The 20,902-nt window shown below is 63.6% G+C and carries 19 protein-coding genes and 1 pseudogene; 17 read left to right on the forward strand and 3 right to left on the reverse strand.

The annotated features are described in order from the left end of the window. Window positions 1-204 precede the first annotated feature (204 nt). The 17 genes and pseudogenes from NCG91_RS28130 to ahpF all read left to right on the forward strand — a co-directional run. Window positions 205-312 (forward strand): annotated as a pseudogene (locus tag NCG91_RS28130) (zinc-ribbon domain-containing protein); the annotation flags it as partial. A 276-nt stretch (window positions 313-588) separates the two neighbouring features. Beyond that, entirely contained in the window at window positions 589-1,260 is a 672-nt protein-coding gene (locus NCG91_RS24285; protein ID WP_251351557.1) for a hypothetical protein, read from the forward strand. Window positions 1,261-1,307: 47 nt separating this feature from the next. Next, window positions 1,308-2,033: a hypothetical protein gene (locus NCG91_RS24290; RefSeq protein ID WP_143451410.1), complete on the forward strand. Its 726-nt coding sequence runs from the start codon at window positions 1,308-1,310 to the stop codon at window positions 2,031-2,033. A 65-nt stretch (window positions 2,034-2,098) separates the two neighbouring features. Next, the gene (locus tag NCG91_RS24295) at window positions 2,099-3,229 is read left to right on the forward strand and encodes a zinc ribbon domain-containing protein (RefSeq protein WP_251351558.1); all 1,131 of its coding nucleotides are present in this window, start codon (window positions 2,099-2,101) and stop codon (window positions 3,227-3,229) included. Window positions 3,230-3,237: 8 nt separating this feature from the next. Further along, complete coding sequence (locus tag NCG91_RS24300) at window positions 3,238-4,326, forward strand: zinc ribbon domain-containing protein (protein WP_251351559.1); 1,089 nt, start codon at window positions 3,238-3,240, stop codon at window positions 4,324-4,326. A 164-nt stretch (window positions 4,327-4,490) separates the two neighbouring features. After that, window positions 4,491-5,366, forward strand: coding sequence for an EamA family transporter (locus NCG91_RS24305; protein ID WP_251351560.1), 876 nt, complete (start codon window positions 4,491-4,493; stop codon window positions 5,364-5,366). Window positions 5,367-5,583: 217 nt separating this feature from the next. Further along, the gene (locus NCG91_RS24310) at window positions 5,584-6,375 is read left to right on the forward strand and encodes a hypothetical protein (protein WP_251351561.1); all 792 of its coding nucleotides are present in this window, start codon (window positions 5,584-5,586) and stop codon (window positions 6,373-6,375) included. A gap of 180 nt (window positions 6,376-6,555) precedes the next feature. Next, the gene (locus NCG91_RS24315) at window positions 6,556-7,515 is read left to right on the forward strand and encodes a sugar ABC transporter substrate-binding protein (protein WP_369811642.1); all 960 of its coding nucleotides are present in this window, start codon (window positions 6,556-6,558) and stop codon (window positions 7,513-7,515) included. Window positions 7,516-7,599: 84 nt separating this feature from the next. Next, window positions 7,600-9,150, forward strand: a complete 1,551-nt coding sequence (locus tag NCG91_RS24320; RefSeq protein WP_251351562.1) for a sugar ABC transporter ATP-binding protein — start codon at window positions 7,600-7,602, stop codon at window positions 9,148-9,150. Between the two features lie 18 nt (window positions 9,151-9,168). Continuing rightward, a complete protein-coding gene (locus NCG91_RS24325; protein ID WP_099666105.1) occupies window positions 9,169-10,140 on the forward strand; it encodes an ABC transporter permease in 972 nt (323 codons plus the stop codon). Between the two features lie 14 nt (window positions 10,141-10,154). Beyond that, window positions 10,155-11,213 (forward strand): LacI family DNA-binding transcriptional regulator, encoded by a 1,059-nt coding sequence (locus NCG91_RS24330; protein WP_251351563.1) that lies wholly within the window; start codon window positions 10,155-10,157, stop codon window positions 11,211-11,213. Next, complete coding sequence (gene rbsK, locus NCG91_RS24335; protein ID WP_251351564.1) at window positions 11,210-12,118, forward strand: ribokinase; 909 nt, start codon at window positions 11,210-11,212, stop codon at window positions 12,116-12,118. The genes NCG91_RS24330 and rbsK overlap by 4 nt, the downstream gene beginning before the upstream one ends. A 13-nt stretch (window positions 12,119-12,131) precedes the next feature. Then, window positions 12,132-12,524 carry a D-ribose pyranase gene (rbsD, locus tag NCG91_RS24340; RefSeq protein WP_230506466.1) on the forward strand — a complete coding sequence of 131 codons (393 nt, stop codon included), beginning with the start codon at window positions 12,132-12,134 and terminating at the stop codon, window positions 12,522-12,524. 134 nt (window positions 12,525-12,658) lie between these two features. Beyond that, window positions 12,659-15,502, forward strand: coding sequence for an EAL domain-containing protein (locus tag NCG91_RS24345; protein ID WP_251351565.1), 2,844 nt, complete (start codon window positions 12,659-12,661; stop codon window positions 15,500-15,502). Between the two features lie 170 nt (window positions 15,503-15,672). Beyond that, the gene (locus NCG91_RS24350; protein WP_099666109.1) at window positions 15,673-16,065 is read left to right on the forward strand and encodes a DUF3597 domain-containing protein; all 393 of its coding nucleotides are present in this window, start codon (window positions 15,673-15,675) and stop codon (window positions 16,063-16,065) included. Window positions 16,066-16,260: 195 nt separating this feature from the next. Beyond that, window positions 16,261-16,824, forward strand: a complete 564-nt coding sequence (gene ahpC / locus NCG91_RS24355) for an alkyl hydroperoxide reductase subunit C (protein WP_077398190.1) — start codon at window positions 16,261-16,263, stop codon at window positions 16,822-16,824. A 106-nt stretch (window positions 16,825-16,930) separates the two neighbouring features. Next, a complete protein-coding gene (ahpF, locus tag NCG91_RS24360; RefSeq protein ID WP_099666110.1) occupies window positions 16,931-18,526 on the forward strand; it encodes an alkyl hydroperoxide reductase subunit F in 1,596 nt (531 codons plus the stop codon). Between the two features lie 73 nt (window positions 18,527-18,599). On the opposite strand, the gene NCG91_RS24365 is transcribed toward ahpF, so the two are convergent. From NCG91_RS24365 to NCG91_RS24375, 3 genes are all read right to left on the reverse strand, one after another. After that, on the reverse strand, window positions 18,600-18,938 hold the full coding sequence (locus tag NCG91_RS24365; protein ID WP_251351566.1) for a CzcE family metal-binding protein: 339 nt from the start codon (window positions 18,936-18,938) through the stop codon (window positions 18,600-18,602). A gap of 136 nt (window positions 18,939-19,074) precedes the next feature. Beyond that, window positions 19,075-19,701: an ABC transporter ATP-binding protein gene (locus NCG91_RS24370; protein ID WP_251351567.1), complete on the reverse strand. Its 627-nt coding sequence runs from the start codon at window positions 19,699-19,701 to the stop codon at window positions 19,075-19,077. Further along, window positions 19,692-20,795, reverse strand: a complete 1,104-nt coding sequence (locus NCG91_RS24375) for a hypothetical protein (RefSeq protein ID WP_251351568.1) — start codon at window positions 20,793-20,795, stop codon at window positions 19,692-19,694. The genes NCG91_RS24370 and NCG91_RS24375 overlap by 10 nt, the downstream gene beginning before the upstream one ends. Window positions 20,796-20,902 lie beyond the last annotated feature (107 nt).

A 20,902-nucleotide genomic window follows, 5' to 3' on the forward strand; every position in this document is an offset into this window, starting at 1 on the left:
CCAGCATGGGGCGGCGCACGGCCGTGATGGCGGAATTTTTACCAATATTTAAAAAATGAATAGAGCAAAAGGCAATTTTCCCTTGTGGCAACTTGGTGTTTGAAAATATACTCGTTGAATATTTAGCCGTACGGCAACAATGCTGCCATTCTGGCAAGCGCCAGCGTACGCGCCTTCCAGCGTTTAGATGAAAAGAGATGCCAATTGAAATGCCTTTCCTGCCAGGCCGAGAATAAGCCGGGCGCAAAATTCTGCTCTTCCTGCGGCACGACGTTTGCCGTTGCTCCTGCCGCCGCCGCTCCCGTGCCAGGCAAAGCCTGCGGCCAGTGCGGCCATGATTGCAAGCCGGATGCCAAGTTCTGCCCCAAGTGCGCATTCAGCTTTGCCGTGGCACCCGTTGCCGCAGCGGTGCCGCCGCCGCTGCCGGAAGCGGTCATCGAGCCGCGCATCGAGCCGCTCATCGAGCCGGTCATCGAGGCTGCGATCGCCCCCGTGATCGAGCCGCTTATCGAGCCCGTCACTGAGCCCGTCATTGCATCCATACCCGTGCCTGAGCCAGAACCTGAGCCTGCCCCAGCGCCAGCGCCAGTGGCGGAGCCTGTCGCGCCACCAGCGCCAGTGCTGGAAAAGCGCCGTGCCGATCCTGGCTCCGCAGCGGAACCTGTTCCCGCACCCGCCAGCGTGCCCGCAGCGGCATCCGACAGCAGCCCGGCCGGCGGCAGCCGGATCAAGCTGATCGTCGCAGCCGTCGCGGCGGTAGTGGTAGTGGGCGCGGCAGGCGGATACTATTACCTGTCAGCCAAGCCTGCCGAACCCGCGCCAGTCCCCACGCCGACGCTTCCCGCCGAAGACACGACGGCTGCCGCCGAGCAGCCGCTGGCCATCAGCGACCCTGCGCTCGATGGCGCCACGACGGCCGACCATGCCGCGACACCTGCTGCCGAGCCTGAGCCTGAGCCAGCGGCAGCTCTTGCACCGGCGCCGGCACCGGCACCGGCACCTGTCGCGGAAAAACCCGCCAAGCCTGTCAAGGTGACGCCGCCGGCCGCGCCTGTCAGCAAGCCTTCCGGTCTCGAAAGCGTGATCACGGACAGCCTGTCGGAAGCGAGCCACTGCATGAGCCAGCGCAAATACGACTGTGCTATTGCCAACGCGAATGCCGTGTTGCGCATGGACACGGGCAACCGCTACGCGCTCGACATCAAGCGCAAGGCGAAAGAAGCGCAGGACAAGGCGCTGTCGCAAATCCAGATCGAGTAAGCCGCGCTGCTTGCCTTCCCCCTATTTTGATCTTTCCGGAGAATAACGTGAAAAACCTGAAACAAATGGCCAAGCCCCTGGTGGCGATGCTGGTCGTGTCCTCGATGCTGGCCGGTTGCGCCGCGCCGGGCGGCCCTGGCGCCACCGGCAATACCACCACCGCCGGTACGGACGCGGCCAGCGGCGAATGCAATACGGCCATGCTGGCCGGCATCGGCGCCGTCGTGGGCGGCTTGCTGGGCGGTGGCAACAATACCGTGCGCGGCGCGGCCCTGGGCGCCAGCCTGGGCGCGCTCGCTTGCGTGGCCTTGAATTATCAAAGCCAGCAAGTCAAGACGGCGCAGCAGGTGCAGACCGACTACAAGGTGGCCAACAAGGGCAAGCTGCCCGAGCAGTCGACCCTGGTGAAATACGAGACGGGCTTTACGCCGTCCTCCGTGCGTCCGGGCCAGAAGGCGCAGACCAATTCGTATATCGAAGTGGCGGCCGGCACGCGCGATCCGAACCCGCTGGTGGAAGAGGAATTGAGCCTGTACAAGCCAAATGGCGACTTGATCAAAACCGTGCGCAAGGTGGTCAGCAGCAATAACGGCAGCGGCGCCTACAAGGGCGGCTTCTCGATTCCCATGCCGGAAGGCGTGCCGCAGGGCATTTACCCGGTGCGCACGGCCCTGTACCTGAATAGCAAGCGCGTCGGTGGCCAGGACGTCAAGCTGCAGATCGTCCAGCGCCAGGCGCCGGCATCCGAGCTGCAACTGGCGCAGGCCTACTAACACCGTGTTACCACGGGGCGGCCAGGCAGGCCGTCCCCTTCCGATTTCCCCCTTTCAGGCTAGACATGACCATTTCCACCGAAGCAGCTAAACCTCTTCCCTTTTCCTCCGCCGTGGGTTCGCTGATCGAAGCGACCGACGCCATCAGGAACTTCCGCGCGATTGCCTTGCTGGCCCTGACCTTCATCGGCGCCGTGCTCGTCGGTGGCGTGCTGACGATGCTTGCCGGCGGCATGAGCAGTGCGCTGCTGGCCTTTCTGGGCGCCTTGATGGCCTTCCTCGTGATGTTTTACGGTTCCAATGCCGTGGGCATCCTGCTGATGCGCGATGCGCAAGGCCAGCCGGGCATGAGCCTGGTGGATGCCGTGCTCGTTTCGCTGTACACGAGCCATCGCCTGATCGCGGTCGTCTTCCTTGAATTTCTGATCGTGCTGGCGGCCATGATCGCCATCGCCATCATCTTGTTCGTCTGCAAGATCCCCGTGCTCGGCCCCGTGCTGTACGCGGTCGTCTTCCCGCTGTCGGCCATCGTGCTGGGCGTGCTGGTGTTTGCGCTGTTCTACGTGATGCTGCCGCTGGCCGGCCCTGCCGCCTGGTCGGGCGCCAGCGTGTTCCAGATCATTGCCCGCCTGAACCAGATCGTGCGCACCAAGCTGGTGTCCGTGATCTTGCTGGAAGTGCTGCTGTTCCTGATCACCGCGTTTGTGGCCCTGCTGATCTTTGGCGTGCTCGGTACCGGCGTGTCGCTCACCACGGGCATGTCGGCCGGCATCCTCAGCCTGGGCGAGATGAATATGTATGCGCTGGCTGCGGGACTGGGTCGCGGCGGCTCCGGTTCCGGCTACATCGTCGCAGCCGGCCTGGGCGGCGGCTTGCTGATGGCGGCCGCGGCCGTGGTGCCTGGCCTGATCTTTACCAAGGGCGTGTGCATCATTTACCTGGACGCCACGCGCAATGTCGATTTCAGCGCCTCGGAAGCGAGCCTGAACGACGGCCTGGCCACGGTCAAGAAAAAAGCCGAGGAAGCGCGCGAGCGCGCGCGTGCCCTGGCCGAGCAGGCGAGCGCCCCCGCCGCGCCCGCCGCTCCCGCTGCACCGACCGCCGCGCCGGTTGACAGCCTGCAGTGCCCAAGCTGCAAGGCACCGGTCGCATCCGATGATGTCTTCTGCGGCGAATGCGCGCATAAACTCAAGTAAGGCATACCATGGCACACTTCTGCACCCAATGCGGCACCGCTTATGTCCCCGGCGCGCGTTTTTGCGATGAATGCGGCAAGGCCGTGAATGCCGCGCCGTCGCCCGCACCTGCGCCGTCGCCCGTCGCGCCCGTCAAGCCGGCCGGTGTGCAGCGGCGCCACCTCCTCCTTGCCGGCGGCGTGCTGGCGGTGGTCGTCGTGGCCGGTGGCGCGCTGGCGTGGTTGCTGGCGCCAGAGGCAGCCTCGTCCAGCAGTTTCAGCCGTGCCATCGATGCCCACCTGGCGGCCGACGAGGCGGTGCGCGACAAGTTGCTGTGCCTTGCCAACTTGCCGTACCAGAAGGAAGAGATCCGCGTGGCGTCGTACGACAGTTCTACCCGGCAATGGCTGGATATCCTCGTGCGTAGCGGACTGTACAGCGCACCCGTCGAACAAAGCAGCGGCGGCTGGGTTGCGCAATCGCAATTCGTCTACGCGCTGGCCGCGCCGGGCAAGGCGGCCTTGCGCGGCGACAAGCTGTGCGTGGCCAAGGGCGTGAAAGTGGCCAAGGTCAGCGGCTACGATCAGGTGCGCGACCTGGGCGAACAGCAAGTGGCGATGGCCAAGGCCACCCTGGCGTTGACCGATGAGGCGGCGTGGTTCGCCAAGTCGCCGGACCGCGCATTGATCCTGCAACGCTTGCCGGACGGCGACCTGGAAGTGCGGCTGCCGCTGGCGCTGGTCGACAAGCAGTGGCAAGTCATCGACCAAGCGCAGATGAGCCAGGCGGCCATGACCGGCGCGATGGGCAAAGCGCGGGCAGGGCAGGGCGCGGGCATGCTGGACAAGCTGAAAAGCGTGTTCCGCTTTGGCGGCCACCCGGCGGTGGGGAAATGGCAGGCGGCGATGGGCAATGTCCTGGAATTTACACGCGACAGCGTGATCAATAACGGGACTTCGACCAAGGCCACCTTCACCACCAACGGCAATACCGTGACGATCGCGCCGGAAGGCGCGGGCGAAACGGCCATGGACATTATCGTCAGCGACGACGGCAGCACGGCGCAGATCAGCATGGGCGGCATGCGGGTGACGACCCTGCGCCGCATGCGCGATTAGGCAGCTGTCCAGGCGGCGCAGCTTGCCGCCTTGCAGCATTCCAGAAGCCCGGCCATGCCGGGTTTTTTTTCGCCGCCGGCCAGACAGGGGAAGCAGGTATTTATCTTGACATCAAGATAGTTCGCGCCCACACTGGTCTTTTATCTTAATGTCGAGATAGTTTCATGGCCTCTTCCTTTGCCCGCCCCGCCTGGGGCGATATTCTGCTCACGGCGCTGGCGCCCCTGATCTGGGGTTCCACGTATATCGTCACGTCCGAACTGCTGCCGCCGCACCGTCCCTTCACGGCGGCCCTGATCCGCGTGCTGCCGGCCGGTCTGCTGTTGCTGCTGCTGATGCGGCGCCTGCCCGCGCGGCGCGACTGGGGCCGCGTGCTGATCCTGTCCGCGCTGAATATCGGCGTCTTCCAGGCCCTGCTGTTCGTCGCCGCCTACCGCTTGCCGGGCGGTTTGGCGGCCGTGGTGGGGGCCATCCAGCCGCTGCTGGTGATGGGGCTCGCCTGGGGCGTGGAAGGGCGCCGCCCGGCCCGCCTGGCCCTGGGCGCCAGCGTGCTGGGCGTGGCTGGCATGGGCGTCTTGCTGTTGTCGCCGCGCACGGTGTGGGAACCCATCGGCATCGCCGCCGCGCTGGGCGGCACGGCTTGCATGGCGGCCGGCACCTATCTGACGCGGCGCTGGAAGCCGGACTTGCCCGTGCTGGCGCTGACGGGCTGGCAATTGCTGCTCGGCGGCCTGATGCTGGCGCCCGTCGCCTGGCTGGCCGACGCGCCCTTGCCGGCACTGTCCGTGCAGCAAGTGCTGGCCTACGCCTACCTGTGCCTGGCCGGCGCCCTGCTGGCGTATGCCTTGTGGTTCCGCGGCATCGCCCGCCTGTCGCCCGTGGCCGTGTCCTCGCTGGGCTTGCTCAGCCCCCTGATGGCCGTCGTGCTGGGCTGGGCCTTGCTGGGCCAGGCCATGACGGGTTGGTCGATGCTGGGCCTGCTGCTGGTGCTGGCCAGCGTGCTGGCCGTGCAGTGGGCCAGCGCCCGTCCGGAAATTTAAGCTCGTCCCGTCAGTTCCCTCAATAGCCACTATGCATTTTTGATGCTTGCTTTGGGGTGTTTTCAGGTCTCCCATCTATTGCAAATTAAATATTTGGTCAAAAAGTCTTATTTATTAAGTCAAAATGTCTGTAATTTAGTGGCAAATATGACTTCTCCTGTTATTCTGTGATTGTTCCTAGGGTTCTCTAGGCTAATTTTTGCGAAGGAAGCAAAAAATGTTGATGGACACTTCACCCCAGAACTCAGAAGGGGCAGTGCTGTTTCGAAGTTTATTGGAGCAAATTGGTGAGACGGAGACTTCGTTAGCGAAGCTTATGGTTGATATGGGTGATGATCGTCAGGACAGCACTATTCTGCGTGGTCTTCAACGGATATCAAATGGCCAAGCACGCATATCGGGAGAAATGAAGGTGCTGATGAATTTGGTTCGTGCGTTACGACGACGAGTCAATTCGGTCTCAATGCAATCAGATTGGCAGGAGGAAGAAGGCTCCATAGTTGGAGTAACTGCAGATGGGTTTAAGATCCGCATCTCAGAGAAAGCTAAAGGGAGATGGATGGCATCAATTGTGCATCTTCCGTCAGGTTACTGCCCGCCATTCCCTAAATGGCAATATAGTATTCTTGGAGCAAAGGAAGCCGCGATGCGTAGAATTGACGAGGCGAGAAGTGATTCTGAATGGGAGCGTGCAGATGAACTAATTTTTGTCGGGATTAGTAGTGATGAGTCTTACATGTTGCGTAGTTGGTTAAGAGGAATTATTGATAACACACCTAAGCATATCGATGAAGAAAATGCAAAGCAATCTCTCAAAATTTTAGAAGATGCCTTTAGTAAGCATGGTTTAGTGCTTGATGAAGAAAAAGTTGGAGTACTCAGTTTGGAAACCATTCGCTTTACCTTGGGTCCAAATGAAGGGCAAAATGGAGTCGCAGTTCCGATTGCTTTTTTTAAAAATCCACCTATTAATTTGAAACGCTTGTCAATACCTAAGCAAGATGCATAATTGTAAAATTATCCAAAAAGGGCGCCTGTCGGCGCCCTTTTTGCTGCACCGCACATACAGTTTTGCTTGCACTGATATGGGGCATTGAGGCACTATTCGCTTCGCGCAAACGTTTGCGCGCAACGAATTTCCTAAAAAGCATGCAGTACACGTGCTTGACCAACAACTCTGGAGACGCTCATGACATCCCGTATTCGCCTGAAAATGATTGCCGCCGCTGTCCTGGTGTGTGCCTTGCCCGCCGTGCCGGCGATGGCGCAGACACCTGCCAAACCAAAGGTGGCGCTGGTGATGAAGTCGCTCGCCAACGAATTTTTCCTGACCATGGAAAATGGCGCCAAGGCGCATCAGAAGGCGAATGCCGCCAAGTACGACCTGCTGTCGAACGGCATCAAGGATGAAACGGATACGTCGAGCCAGATCAAGCTGGTCGAGCAAATGATCGTCTCGCGCGTCAACGCGCTGGTGATCGCGCCGGCCGACTCGAAAGCGCTGGTGCCGGTGCTGAAGAAAGCCATCGACGCGGGCATCATCGTCGTCAATATCGACAACAAGCTCGACGCGGGCGCCCTGAAAGAGAAGGGCATCACCGTGCCGTTCGTCGGCCCGGACAACCGCAAGGGCGCCAAGGTCGTCGGCGACTACCTGGCGCAGCAAATCAAGAAGGGCGACCCCGTCGGCATCATCGAAGGCGTGTCCACCACCTACAATGCGCAGCAGCGCACCCTGGGTTTCCAGGATGCCATGACGGCAGCCGGTGCGAAAGTTGTCAGCGTGCAGTCGGGTCAGTGGGAAATCGCCCCTGCCAACACGGTGGCGGCCGCCATGTTGAACGCCAATCCGAATATCAAGGCTTTGCTGTGCGGTAACGACAACATGGCCATCGGCGCCATTTCCGCCATCAAGGCGGCCGGCAAGACGGGCAAAGTGCTGGTCGTCGGCTACGACAACATCAACGCCATCAAGCCGATGCTGGCCGATGGCCGCGTGCTGGCTACCGCCGACCAGTTCGGTTCGCAACAAGCCGTGTTCGGCATCGAGACCGTGCTGAAAGCCCTGGCGCAGAAGAAGAAACAGGCCGAGCTTGGTGGCGTCATCGAAACCAAGGTCGAACTGGTCGCCAAGGGCGCCAAGTCCTGATCGTTTGATCCCGCCGGGGCCGGCGCCCGCTTGCTCACCGAGCAGGCGCCGCCGGCCCCGCCGCCACTACCGCGGAGTTTTATCATGCCCACCGACATTCCACCGGCGCCAGCCGCCATCCCCTTGTTAACGCTCGATAACATCGGCAAGTCCTATGTCGGCCCCGTCCTCGGTGGCGTGGGCCTGCGCTTCGCCCCTGGCCAGGTGCTGGCGCTGACGGGCGAGAACGGCGCGGGCAAGAGCACCTTGTCGAAGATCATCTGCGGCCTGGAGCAAGCCACCACGGGCACGATGTTACTCGACGGCAAGCCCTACCAGCCCGCCTCGCGCGGCGCCGCCGAGGCGCTGGGCATCCGCATGGTGATGCAGGAACTCAACCTGATTCCCACCCTGTCGATCGCGGAAAACCTGTACCTGAAGAATTTGCCGCAGCGTTTCGGCTTCATCGACCGTACGCGCCTTGAGCGCGACGCGCGCGAACAGATGGACAAAGTCGGCCTGGGCGGCCTCGACCCGTGGACTTTGGTCGGCGAACTGGGCATCGGTCACCAGCAAATGATCGAGATCGCGCGCAATTTAATTGGCGCCTGCCGCCTGCTGGTGCTCGATGAACCGACGGCCATGCTGACGCACCGCGAAGTGGAATTGCTGTTCCTGCAAATCGAACGCCTGAAAGCCGACGGCGTGTGCATCATCTATATTTCCCACCGCCTGGAAGAACTCAAGCGCGTGGCCGACCGCATCGCCGTGCTGCGCGACGGCCAGCTCGTGTGCGACGACGATATCGCGGGCCACTCCGCAGCCGACCTGGTCAGCCTGATGGTGGGCCGCTCGGCCGACGACGCCGTCGACCTGAGCGGCCGCACCATCGGCGCACCGCTGCTGCGCGTGCGGGGCTTGGCGCGCGGCAAGGTCGTCAACCCCACCTCGTTCGACTTGCGCGCCGGCGAAATCCTCGGCATCGCCGGCTTGATCGGCTCGGGCCGCACGGAATTGCTGCGCCTGATCTTCGGCGCCGACCGCGCCGACGCCGGTGACGTGTTCCTCGGCGACAGCGAAACGCCCGCCGCCTTGCACTCGCCGCAGGCCGCCGTGCAAGCGGGCATCGCCATGATCACGGAAGACCGCAAGGGCCAAGGCTTGCTGTTGCGCCAGTCCATCGCCGTCAACACGACTTTGGCCTCGCTCGACACCGTCAGCGGCGCTGGCTGGCTCAACGACGCGGCCGAAGCGACGGTGGCCGACGACTACATCCAGCGCCTGGGCATCCGCTCGCGCAACAGCGCGCAAACGGTGGCCGAATTGTCCGGCGGTAACCAGCAAAAGGTGGTGATCGCCCGCTGGCTGTACCGCGACTGCCCCGTCATGCTGTTCGACGAGCCCACGCGCGGCATCGATATCGGCGCCAAGTTTGATATTTATCAGGTGCTGGCCGAACAGGCGCGCCAGGGCAAGGGCCTCGTCATCGTCTCGAGCGACTTGCGCGAACTGATGCTGATCTGCGACCGCATCGCCGTCATGAGCGCCGGCAGCATCGTCGACACCTTCGAGCGCGGCGCCTGGAGCCAGGACGCGCTGCTGTCGGCCGCCTTCTCCGGCTATTTGACCCCCACTTCCACTCCAGCTGCGGCCTGATCCGCCGGAAAGATTCCCATGACCACCAACTCCTCTCCTTCGTATCTGCAGCGCAGCCTGGCCGACCTGAAAAACTATGCGGGCCTGATCGGCGCCCTGGTCGCCATGTGCGTGCTGTTCTCGTTTGCCAGCGAAAACTTCTTCACGCTCGCCACCCTGAGCACCCTGTCCAACAACATCCCCACCCTGGTGGTGATGGCCGTCGGCATGACGTTCGTGCTGATCATCGGCGGCATCGATTTGTCCGTCGGTTCCGTGATGGCGCTGGCCGCGTCCGTGCTGTCGCTGGCCGTCGTGCACTGGGGCTGGCCCGTGTGGAGCGCGGCCCTGCTGGGCATGTTCGTCGCCGCCCTGTGCGGCGCCACCACGGGCCTCATTTCCGTCGGCTGGCGCATTCCCTCGTTCATCGTCTCGCTGGGCGTGCTGGAAATGGCGCGCGGCATGGCGTATCAAGTGACGAACTCGCGCACGGAATACATCGGCAGCGCCGTTGACGGCATCAGCTCGCCAATCGCGTTCGGCCTGTCGCCCGCCTTCATCGCCTCGATCGCCATCGTCGTGATCGGCCACCTGGTGCTCACGCGCACGGTGCTGGGCCGCCACTGGATCGGCATCGGCACGAACGAGGAAGCCGTACGTTTGTCCGGCATCAATACAAAACCGTCGAAAGTGCTGGTGTTTGCCTTGATGGGCTTTCTGGCCGGCGTGGGCGCGCTGTTCCAGGTGTCGCGCCTGGAAGCGGCCGACCCGAACGGCGGCGTGGGCATGGAATTGCAAGTGATCGCCGCCGTGGTGATCGGCGGCACGAGCCTGATGGGCGGGCGCGGTTCCGTCATCAGCACCTTTATCGGCGTGTTGATCATTTCCGTGCTGGAAGCGGGCCTGGCGCAAGTGGGCGTGTCGGAACCCGTGAAACGCATCGTCACGGGCCTGGTGATCGTCGCCGCCGTGGTGCTCGACACCTACCGCCGCCGCGGCGAACGCGCCTAAGCGCAACATCGCCCATGGCAACCATCAAGCAAGTGGCGCAGGCGGCGGGGGTGTCGTTCACCACCGTGTCGCACGTCCTCAACAATACCCGCCCCGTCAGCGACGAGGCGCGCCGCGCCGTGCTGGCGGCGGCGGAGCAATTGCATTATGTGCCCAGCGCGCTGGCGCGTTCCCTGCGCAGCCGCAGCACGGGCACCATCGGCCTGATCATTCCCAACAATACGAACCCGTATTTTTCGGAAGTGGCGCGCGGCATCGAGGACAGCTGCTACGCGGCCGGCTACAGCGTCATTTTGTGCAATTCCGATGACGACCCCGTCAAGCAGCGCGATTACCTGAACGTGCTGCTGACCAAACGCTGCGACGGATTGATTTTGTCCGCGCTGGCCGACAGCGATGGCGAATTGCTGCGCAAGATGAAGGTGCCGGCCGTGCTGCTCGACCGCGCGCCCAGCGACCTGTCCATCGATGCCGTGGCCGTCGACAACCGCGCCGGCGGCGTGCTGGCCGCGCGCCATCTGCTGGGCCTGGGGCGCCGGCGCCTCGCCTGCATCGCCGGTCCCCGCGAAGTGAGCATTTCCAACGACCGCATCGCCGGCGTGCGCAGCGCCATGGCGGACGCCGGCGTGGCCTTGGCCGACGCCCTGTGCCGCCACAGCGATTTTACGAGCGCGGGCGGCTATGCGGCCGCGCTGGACTTGCTGGCGCTGCCGCCAGACCAGCGCCCCGACGCCTTGTTCTGCTGCAACGACCTGATGGCCTTCGGCGCCTTGCGCGCCGCCGCCGAGCGCGGCATTGCCGTGCCGGGCGAACTGGCCGTCGTCGGCTTCGACGATATCGACCTGGCCAGCTTCGTGCATCCGGCCTTGAGCAGCGTGGCGCAAAATACGCGCGAACTGGGCCGCATCACGGCCGCCTGCCTGCTGGCGCGCATCGCCGACCCCGCCTTGCCGCGCCAGCAGCGCAGCATCGCCCCGGAATTGCACGTGCGCGGCTCCAGCGCGGCCGTTACGCTATCTTCTTCCGCACCTACTTCTTCACCTGCAACTGAACTGATGGGAATGACATCATGATCGTGGTTATCGGCAGCATCAATATGGACCTGGTCTTGCGCGTGCCGCGCATGCCCCTCCCCGGCGAAACCCTGACGGGCGGCGCCTTTCGCACCATTCCTGGCGGCAAGGGCGCCAACCAGGCCGTGGCCTGCGCGCGCCTGAGCGGCAAAGTGGCGGGCGCCCAGCAAGTGGCCATGGTCGGCTGCGTCGGCGACGACGCGTTCGGCGCGACGTTGCGCGCGGCGCTCGTCGGCGACGGCATCATCGACAGCCACATCACCACCTTGCCGGGCGTGGCGTCCGGCATCGCCTCGATTCTCGTCGACGACAATGGCCAGAACAGCATCGTCATCGCCGGCGGCGCCAACGATCTGTTGAGCCCCGCGCACATTGATGCGGCGCAAGGTTTGATCGAACAGGCCGATATCGTCGTGCTGCAGCTGGAAACGCCGATGGCCACCGTCGTGCATGCGATCAAGCTGGCCCGTTCGCTGGGCAAGACCGTGGTGCTGAACCCGGCCCCGGCGGCCAGCTTGCCGGATGGCGTGCTGGAACTGGTCGACTACCTGATACCGAATGAAATCGAAGCGGCCATGCTGGCCGGCGTCAGCCCGGATGGCGCGGATGCCAAGGCGCTGGCCGCCGCACTGCAAAAGCTGGGCAGCGACAACGTCATCATTACCCTGGGTTCCAAGGGCGTGCACGCGGCCCTGTACGGCGGCGACTTCACCTTCCCCGCCGAAGTGGTTCAAGCCGTCGACACGACGGCGGCCGGCGACACCTTCATCGGCGGTTTTGTGGCGGGCCTGGCGTCCGGCATGGACGAGGCGGAAGCGATCCAGCAAGGCCAGCGCGCGGCCGCCTGGAGCGTCACCAAGCCCGGTGCGCAAACGTCGATCCCCCACTTGCACGAGCTGTTCTAACGACACGACGCCCATGAAAAAATCACCGCTGCTCAATATCGCACTGTCGCAACTGATCGCGTCGCTCGGCCATGGCGACATGCTCGTCATCGGCGACGCGGGCTTGCCGTCGCAGCCGGGCGTGCCCCTGATCGACCTGGCCTTGACGCGCGGCATCCCCGGCTTCATCGATACCGTCAACACGGTATTGACTGAAATGCAGGTGGAATACCATTTGCTCGCCAGCGAGTTGCCGCAGCACAATCCAGCCATGGCGGCGCAGGTGGCAGCCCTGGCTTTGCCCGATGCGCGCCAGGTGACGCACGAGGAGTTCAAGCAATTGAGCAAGGGCGCGCGCGCCATCGTGCGCACGGGTGAGTGCAGTCCGTACGCCAACATCATTTTGGTGGCCGGCGTCGTGTTCTAGCGCAAACAATGGCGACATTGTTTGCCAAAAACATCAACGCTATTGTCCTCACTGAAATAGTTATCCATTGGCAAAAGGGGCGGCTACAATAGCCTTACCCCTGCCAGCTCGGCAGCTTCCTGTGGTGTTCCGCCATGCCGATGAAAGCCCGCGACGCTTTCCGCCTTGTCTTGCCGCTCGCCGGCAGGCTGGCGCGCGCCTGGCGCGGCTTTGTCTTCCTGCTGCTGTGCCTGGCCACACCAGCCCGGGCGCTGGAACCCGTTACCCTGCAGCTCAATTTCACGCACCAGTTCCAGTTCGCCGGTTATTACGCGGCCATCGAGCAAGGCTATTACCGCGAGGCGGGGCTGGAAGTCAGGCTGGTCGAAGGCGGCGGCGGGCCGCTGGCCGAGGCGGCCGTGCTGGCGGGCCAGGCCGAGTATGGCGTGGGCAACAGCACCTTGTTGCTCAGCCGCCTGGCCGGCAAGCCCCTGGTGGTGCTGGCCGTCGTGTTCCAGCATTCGCCCAGCGTGCTGCTGATGCGCCAGCAGGGCGGCGCGCCCGACGTGCGCAAGCTGGTGGGGGCGCCCGTGATGATCGGTGCGGCCGGCGACGTGGCCCTTGCCGCCGATGAAGTGTCGCTGTTCCTGGCGAAAATGGGCGTCGCGCCGCAGCAGATGCGCCACTTGCCGCCCAGCTACCGCATCGAGGATTTGATCGATGGCAAGGTCGACGCCGTCGCCGCGTATTCCACCAACGAACCGGACTACCTGGACCGGGCGGGCTTTCCCTATTACCAGTTCACGCCGCGCACGGCCGGCATCGATTTCTACGGCGACAACCTGTTTACCAGCGAGCACGAACTGCGCCGCCATCCCGAGCGCGTGAAAGCGTTCCGCGCGGCCAGCCTGCGCGGCTGGCAATACGCGATGGCGCACCGCGAGGAAATGGCGCAACTGATCCACGTCAAGTACAGCCAGCGCCACGACCGCGCGCATCTGCTGTACGAGGCGCAGCAGATGGAATTGCTGCTGCAGCCCGTGCTGGTGGAGCTCGGCTACATGAATCCCCAGCGCTGGCAGCACATCGCCGACACGTATGCCAGCATGGGCGTGTTGCCGCGCAATGCCACGGACAGCCGCGCCTACAAGGGTTTCCTGTATCGCCCCGTGCCGGGCGCCGACCTGGGCTGGCTATACCTGTCGCTGGGCCTGGCGGGCAGCTTGCTGGCCGTGTCGGCGGCCTTTCACTTCAACAACCTGGCCCGCGAGCGCCGCCGCACGGAGGAAACCATCCGCCAGGGGGAATTGCGCTTTCGCACCATGTTCGAGGAAGCGCCCATGGGCATCGCCCTGATCGATACCGTGAGCGGACAGTTTCTCGACATCAATCCACGCTACCTGGCCATCAGCGGGCGCAGCCTGGAACACATGAAGCAAACGAGCTGGATGGAAATCAGCCATCCCGACGATGTGCCCGGCGAGCAGGAGCAGGTGGCGCAGTTGCTGGCGCGGAGCCTGCAGGGCTTTCGCCACGCCAAGCGGATCGTCCGGCCCGATGGCGGCGTGGTGTGGGTCGACGCCTCGGTGACGGCCATCGCCACGGCGCGCCATGGCGGCCCGCACCACCTGTGCATGCTGGAAGACGTGACGGACAAGCGGCAAACGGAAGCGCTGATCTGGCAGCAAGCCAATTTCGATACCCTGACGCAATTGCCGAACCGGCGCATGTTCCACGAACGCCTGCGCCAGGCGCTGGCCCAGGGGCGGCGCGATACGAGCCGCGTGGCCATCCTGTTCATCGACCTCGACCATTTCAAGGAAGTCAACGACACCCTCGGCCACCACCAGGGCGATATCCTGCTGATCGAGGCGGCGCGGCGCATCCGCGTGGGCGTGCGCGAGACGGACACGGTGGCGCGCCTGGGCGGCGATGAATTCACGGTGATCCTGTCCGACCTCGATGATCTGCAGCAAGTCGACCGCATCGCGCGGCAGATACTCGACGGCTTGCTGGCGCCATTCCTGCTAGGGCAGGAGCAGGCGTTCGTTTCGGCCTCGATCGGCATCACCCTGTATCCGGACGACGCGGGCACCATCGAGGAATTGCTCAAGCACGCGGACCAGGCCATGTACGTGTCGAAAGGGGCGGGGCGCAACCGCTACAGCTACTTTACGCCCGCCATGCAGGTGGCGGCCGTCAACCGCATGCGCCTGGGGGCGGACTTGCGCACGGCCCTGCGCGAACAGCAGATGCAGCTGTATTACCAGCCCATCGTCGCGCTGCATGGCGGACGCATCGAGAAGGCGGAAGCCTTGCTGCGCTGGCACCATCCGCAGCGGGGCTTCGTGTGCCCGCCGGATTTCCTCGCGCTGGCCGAAAGCAGCGGCCTGATCGTGGAGATCGGCGACTGGGTGCTGTGCACGGCGGCGGCGCAACTGCTGCATTGGCGTGCGCAGGGCCATGCCATCGGCTTGCCGGGGCTGCAACTGTGCCTGAACCAGTCGTCGCTGGAATTGCAGCGCGAAGTCGAGGCGCCCGGCACCTGGCTGCGCCAGCTGGCGGCGCTCGGTGTGCCGGCTTCGGCCATCGTGCTCGACATGCGTGAAGATGTGCTTTTACCTGGCGGCACCAGCATGGCGCCCCGCTTGCAGCACTTGCGCGAAGCGGGCTTGCAGATCGCCCTGGACGACTTCGGCAGCGGCCATGCTTCGCTGACGCAGCTGCAGCAATGCGGAATCGATTACCTGAAGCTCGACGGCGTGCTGGTGCGCAAGCTGGCGCCCGGCGCCAGCGAGCTGGTGCTGTGCGAAGCCATCGTCACCATGGCCCACAAGCTGGGCTTGCGGGTGATTGCCGAAGGGGTGGAGACCGATGAGCAGCGTGCGCGCCTGCTGGAGATCGGCTGCGATTTTGCGCAAGGCGAGCTGTTTGCGCCGCCGCTGGCCATCGAAGCGTTCGATGCGCTGCTGCGCGCGCAGCGGCCCTTGCACCCTTGAAACAGGCATCGCCTGCCACCAGATGGCATGCACGCCTGCGGGACAGGGCTCCCGGCTTGAACGGGCTTATACTCGACGGGCTGGCGCCTGCGCCCGGCTTTGCTGTCACCGGTACCTACACCGGGAGCGCAGGCAGTATTTCTTCCATTCACTCAACTCGAGGTGACCTCATGGGCATTTTCAGCAATATCTACAACAAGATCTTCCACCATTCGTCCGACGCTGCCCCGGCAGCCACGCCAGCCGCCGCTACCGACGCACCAGCGGCCGCCGCACCGGCCGCTGCACCAGCGGCTGCCGTGCCGGTGGTGGACGTGGAAGTGGTGCTGGTCGACCTGGCCAGCAAGAACGCGGAAAAACTCAATTGGCGCACGTCCATCGTTGACCTGATGAAACTGCTTCAACTGGACAGCAGCCTGGCTTCGCGCAAGGAACTGGCACAAGAGCTGCATTTCACGGGCGACACCAACGATTCGGCCAGCATGAATATCTGGCTGCACCGCCAGGTGATGATCAAGCTGGCGGAAAACGGCGGCAAGGTACCGGAAGAGCTGAAAAACTAAGAACTGAACACCTGGCGGCGGCAGGGGTATCCACTGTCACCGCTATCCAATCCCGTGGGAACTGCCTATCATGGAGTTCCCATGGCGTCATGATAGCTAAAACTAATTGAAACTATTGTGACAATCAATTTTGCATATGGGTTAAAACCCCTTACACTAGAGTCTTACTGATTCACCACACGAGAGGAAATGACTATGTCGCTGATCAATACCCAAGTTAAACCATTCAAGGCAACCGCTTACCACAATGGCAAATTCGTCGACCTGACGGAAGCGTCGCTGAAAGGCAAGTGGTCGGTATTCGTCTTCTACCCAGCCGACTTCACCTTCGTTTGCCCAACCGAACTGGAAGATCTGGCCGATCACCACGCTGAATTCCAGAAACTGGGCGTCGATGTCTACGGTATCTCGACCGATACCCACTTCGCGCACAAAGCGTGGCACGACACCTCGGACGCGATCAAGAAAGTGCAATACGCACTGATCGGCGACCCGACCGGCGCCCTGTCGCGCAACTTCGAAGTCATGATCGAAGAAGAAGGCCTGGCACTGCGCGGTACCTTCGTCATCAATCCTGACGGCTTCATCAAAGTGCTGGAAGTGCATGACAACGGCATCGGCCGTGACGCAGCGGAACTGTTGCGCAAAGTCAAAGCCGCTCAGTACGTGGCGAACCACCCAGGCGAAGTGTGCCCAGCCAAATGGACGGAAGGCGCAGCGACCCTGACCCCATCGCTGGACCTGGTTGGCAAGATCTAAGTCTTGAAACCTTGCAACATCTAGCAGCAAACAAGTAGTTACCGCGATGCCGGACCGGGTGTCCGGCCCGGCATTCGCCTAAATATTTGTAGAAAAGGAAAACATCATGTTAGACGCCACCCTCAAAACCCAACTGAAATCCTACCTGGAAAAAGTGGTGTATCCGCTTGAGTTGGTCGCTTCTCTCGATGACAGCGCAAAAGCCCGCGAGATGAAAGAATTGCTCCAGGAAATAGTCCTGTTGAGCGACAAGATCACGCTGGTCGAGCGCACTGACGCTGGCGTACGGACCCCGTCGTTCAGCATCAACCGCCCAGGCACCGATATCGGCGTGCGTTTCGCCGGCGTGCCGCTGGGCCATGAATTTACCTCGCTGGTGCTGGCGCTGCTGCAAGTGGGCGGCCACACCATCAAGTTCGACGATGCCGTGATCGAGCAGATCCGCAACCTCGACGGCGATTACGAATTTGAAACGTTTATTTCGCTCTCCTGCCATAACTGCCCGGAAGTAGTGCAGGCATTGAATGCCATGGCGGTGATCAACCCGCGCATCAAGGTCACCACCATCGATGGCGGCGTGTTCCCGCAAGAAGTGGAAGCGCGCCAGATCATGGCCGTGCCGATGATGTTCCTGAACGGTGAACACTTCGGCCAGGGCCGCACGAATGTCGAGGAAATCCTCGCCAAGCTCGACACCAACGCCGGCGCCCGCCAGGCCGAGGCACTGAACAAGAAAGACGTGTTCGACGTGCTGATCGTCGGCGGCGGCCCTGCCGGCGCGGCAGCGGCCATCTACGCGGCCCGCAAAGGCATCAAGACGGGCGTGCTGGCCGAGCGTTTCGGCGGCCAGGTGCTCGACACCCTTGCCATCGAGAATTTCATTTCCGTCAAGGAAACGGATGGTCCGAAGTTCGCCATGGCGCTGGAACAGCACGTCAAGGAATACGAAGTCGACATCATGAACACCCAGCGCGCCGCGAAATTGACGCCGGGCAAATTGGTGCAGATCGAAACGGCGAATGGCGCGATCCTGAAAGCCAAGACCGTCATCCTGGCTACCGGCGCCCGCTGGCGCGAAATCAACGTGCCGGGCGAGAAGGAATACCGCAACCACGGTGTCGCCTACTGCCCGCACTGCGATGGCCCGCTGTTCAAGGGCAAGCGCGTGGCCGTGATCGGCGGCGGCAACTCGGGCGTGGAAGCGGCGATCGACCTGGCCGGCCTCGTGAAACACGTGACCCTGATCGAGTTCGGCGCGGAATTGCGCGCCGATGCGGTGCTGCAACGCAAGCTGCACAGCCTGCCCAACGTGACCGTGATCACCTCGGCGCAAACCACCGAGATCCACGGCGACGGCAAGATCGTCAATGGCCTGAGCTACACGGACCGGGTCAGCGGCGAATCGAAGAAGGTCGAGCTGGAAGGCGTCTTCGTGCAAATCGGCCTGGTGCCGAACACGGAGTGGCTGAAAGGCACGGTAGCGTTGTCGCGCCACGGCGAAATCGAAGTCGATGCCCGCGGCCAGACCTCGATCCCCGGCGTGTTTGCGGCCGGCGACGTCACCACGGTGCCGTACAAGCAGATCATCATCGCCACCGGCGAAGGCGCCAAGGCAGCCCTGTCCGCCTTTGACCACCTGATCCGCTCGGACGACGAGGAAGTGGTCGAAGAGTCTGCCGCCAAGGAAGCACTGACGGCGTAACTATTGAGCCGTATCAAGAAAAAACCGGAACTGCCGCAAGGGGGGTCCGGTTTTTTTTATGCACAGAAGAAACTTAGCTGCCCGCGTACAGCGGATTGCCGGCCACATACACCTGGATGCCATCGACGGGCATGTCCTTCGGCGCGATGTCGGCCAGGGCGAAGACGGTCTTGTTGTTGAAGGTGTGCACGTGCCACGTAAAACGCTGGCCGGCGCGCGCGATGGTGACGGTTTCGCCGTGCGTGACGTTGATGTGGCGGGCGTCGGCCTGCAGCTCGATGGTGCGCTGGGCGGCGGCGTGCGGGGCGCTGCTGCCATAGTCGGCGGCCGTGCCCGTGGGGCCGGCCGCGATGGCCGAGGTGGCGAAGGCGGCGCACAAAATCGCCAGGGCGCGGCGGTGGGTGTTCAACATAATAATCTCCAAGAATAAGCCAGGCGCGGTGAATAAGCGCGCCGTGTTATGGGTAATGGCTGCACCGGGATCGCCGGTTTTTGCAACACGGCATCGTAAGCTGTCCTTGGTCGATCTGCAAAGCTGTATTTCCTGTCTATATTTCCAGCGTCGCCGCCAGCGGCACGTCCGGCGCCAAATGGCTGGTCAGCACGATGCATTGGCGCGCCAGGCGGGACGGTTCGGCCAGGCGCGCGCGCAGGTGCGCCATGGCGGCCGCGTCGAGGCCGTTGAACGGTTCGTCGATCAGTAGCAGGCGCACGGGCAAGGCCAGGGCCAGGGCCAGTTGCAGCTTTTTATGCTGGCCCAGCGAGAGGGCGGTGATGCTTTGCTGCAAGGTTGATGTCATGGCAAAGGCGTGCAGTTCCGCGTTCAGCAGCGACTGGTCGCTGCCTGGGTACAGGGCCAGGTGCAGGTCGAGAAACTCGTGCACTTGCAGCCAGGGCAGGGCGGGCGTGTCGCCGCCGCAATAGAAGGTCTGGGCACGGTAGGCCAGCGGCATGGCGACGCTGTCGATGTCATCGAGGCGGATGGCGCCGCGCGCGGGCAGCAGGGCGCCGCCCGCCAGTTTCAGCAGGGTCGTCTTGCCGGCCCCGTTCGCGCCGCGCAGCCAGGTGACGCCGGGGCCGAATTGCTGGTTGTAGCCCTGGAAGACGCTGTGCGTGGGGAAGTGAAAATCGAGGTGCTCGAGGTGCAGCACGGGAGTAGGCAGGTTCAATTCCATAATTCGCTTCCGATGGCGCTCAAGGCAAGGATGGAGAAAACGACGAGGGCGACGCGCCCGCGCGGCGTCAGGCGGGGCAGGCCGACGATGGCCAGCAGGGCCGCGCTGGCGGTGAGGGCGTAGACGCCGGTCACGCGCCGCTGCAGGGCGGCGGGATCTATGCAATACAGCAAGATGCCAGCGCCCAGCAGCACGGCAAAGGCGGGGAGCAGGCTGGCGGCGCAGGCCAGGCGCGTCAGGGCCGTGCTGGCCAGGGGCCAGGCGTCCAATGCGGGGCGCAGCACGGCGATCTGTTCGCGCACGGCCTTGTCGCCCCGGTCCGTCACGATGATCAGGCTGGCGCTGGCCAGCAAACCGAGCAGCGGCGCGGGTACGAGCGGCGCGCGCAGCAGCCAGGCCAGCATGCTGGCGCCAGCCGTGGCCAGCAGCACGCTTTGCTGCAGGCCGATCACATTTTCATTGCGCCAGAACGGCAGCCAGAACAGCTGGCGCCACAGGAATATCGTGCGCCAGCGGGGCCGTTGCGGCACATACGCCGTCATCGTGGGGGCGCGCGCCCTGTGTGCGGGCCGCGGCGCGCGCAGCCGCTGCGCCACGATGAGCGTTGTCAACAGCCACGCCAGCAGCCAGACGGCGAGGGTGGCGGCCATGCCGGGCGCGGCAATGGGGCGCAGCCAGGGCGGCGACTGCAGCAGCCAGATGGTGGCCGAGACGGCATAGGCGAGGCCCAGCGGCAGCATCAGCAGGCCGGCCACGGCGATGTCGGCTTGCCAGCGCAGGTGGCGCGGCAAGGGCAGCTGGCGCAGCCACGCGGCGGTGGCGGCAGGCAACAATCGCTTGCGCAGCAGCCAGGCGGGCAGGCATGTCAGCAGCATTTGCGCCGCCAGCAAGCCCAGGGCCGCTGGCCAGGGCAGGTTCATGGCGAGAAATCCCGGCAGGGCGATCACGCTGAGCAGGCCCAGCAGGACGGGGCCGGCCAGGAACACGAGAATTTCCATGGAACTGGCCAGGCTGGCGGCAAATTGCAGCAAAGCATGATGGGCCAGGCGCAAGCGCAGGGCGAGGTAGGGGGAAAAGCTGCGGGGCAGGCGCATCAGGCAGGAGCGGAGTCAGGGTAGCGCCGATTCTAACAGCCGGGGTCAGACCCCCGGATAAGTTAGCTTTGAGCTTGACGTTGGCGGTGTTGAGGGTCTGACCCCAC

It is taken from the genome of Janthinobacterium kumbetense, from assembly GCF_023703445.1.
Taxonomy (GTDB): domain Bacteria; phylum Pseudomonadota; class Gammaproteobacteria; order Burkholderiales; family Burkholderiaceae_D; genus Janthinobacterium; species Janthinobacterium kumbetense.

Excerpts from the sequence above, each read along its gene's own strand:
- NCG91_RS24300 (WP_251351559.1), top strand. The coding sequence starts at position 3,238 with ATGGCACACTTCTGCACCCAATGCGGCACCGCTTATGTCCCCGGCGCG.
- rbsK (WP_251351564.1), top strand. The coding sequence starts at position 11,210 with ATGATCGTGGTTATCGGCAGCATCAATATGGACCTGGTCTTGCGCGTG.
- NCG91_RS24330 (WP_251351563.1), top strand. The coding sequence starts at position 10,155 with ATGGCAACCATCAAGCAAGTGGCGCAGGCGGCGGGGGTGTCGTTCACC.
- NCG91_RS24320 (WP_251351562.1), top strand. The coding sequence starts at position 7,600 with ATGCCCACCGACATTCCACCGGCGCCAGCCGCCATCCCCTTGTTAACG.
- NCG91_RS24350 (WP_099666109.1), top strand. The coding sequence starts at position 15,673 with ATGGGCATTTTCAGCAATATCTACAACAAGATCTTCCACCATTCGTCC.
- ahpC (WP_077398190.1), top strand. The coding sequence starts at position 16,261 with ATGTCGCTGATCAATACCCAAGTTAAACCATTCAAGGCAACCGCTTAC.
- NCG91_RS24325 (WP_099666105.1), top strand. The coding sequence starts at position 9,169 with ATGACCACCAACTCCTCTCCTTCGTATCTGCAGCGCAGCCTGGCCGAC.
- NCG91_RS24310 (WP_251351561.1), top strand. The coding sequence starts at position 5,584 with ATGTTGATGGACACTTCACCCCAGAACTCAGAAGGGGCAGTGCTGTTT.
- NCG91_RS24345 (WP_251351565.1), top strand. The coding sequence starts at position 12,659 with ATGCCGATGAAAGCCCGCGACGCTTTCCGCCTTGTCTTGCCGCTCGCC.
- NCG91_RS24370 (WP_251351567.1), bottom strand. The coding sequence starts at position 19,701 with ATGGAATTGAACCTGCCTACTCCCGTGCTGCACCTCGAGCACCTCGAT.
- NCG91_RS24315 (WP_369811642.1), top strand. The coding sequence starts at position 6,556 with ATGACATCCCGTATTCGCCTGAAAATGATTGCCGCCGCTGTCCTGGTG.
- rbsD (WP_230506466.1), top strand. The coding sequence starts at position 12,132 with ATGAAAAAATCACCGCTGCTCAATATCGCACTGTCGCAACTGATCGCG.
- NCG91_RS24305 (WP_251351560.1), top strand. The coding sequence starts at position 4,491 with ATGGCCTCTTCCTTTGCCCGCCCCGCCTGGGGCGATATTCTGCTCACG.
- NCG91_RS24295 (WP_251351558.1), top strand. The coding sequence starts at position 2,099 with ATGACCATTTCCACCGAAGCAGCTAAACCTCTTCCCTTTTCCTCCGCC.
- NCG91_RS24365 (WP_251351566.1), bottom strand. The coding sequence starts at position 18,938 with ATGTTGAACACCCACCGCCGCGCCCTGGCGATTTTGTGCGCCGCCTTC.
- ahpF (WP_099666110.1), top strand. The coding sequence starts at position 16,931 with ATGTTAGACGCCACCCTCAAAACCCAACTGAAATCCTACCTGGAAAAA.
- NCG91_RS24375 (WP_251351568.1), bottom strand. The coding sequence starts at position 20,795 with ATGCGCCTGCCCCGCAGCTTTTCCCCCTACCTCGCCCTGCGCTTGCGC.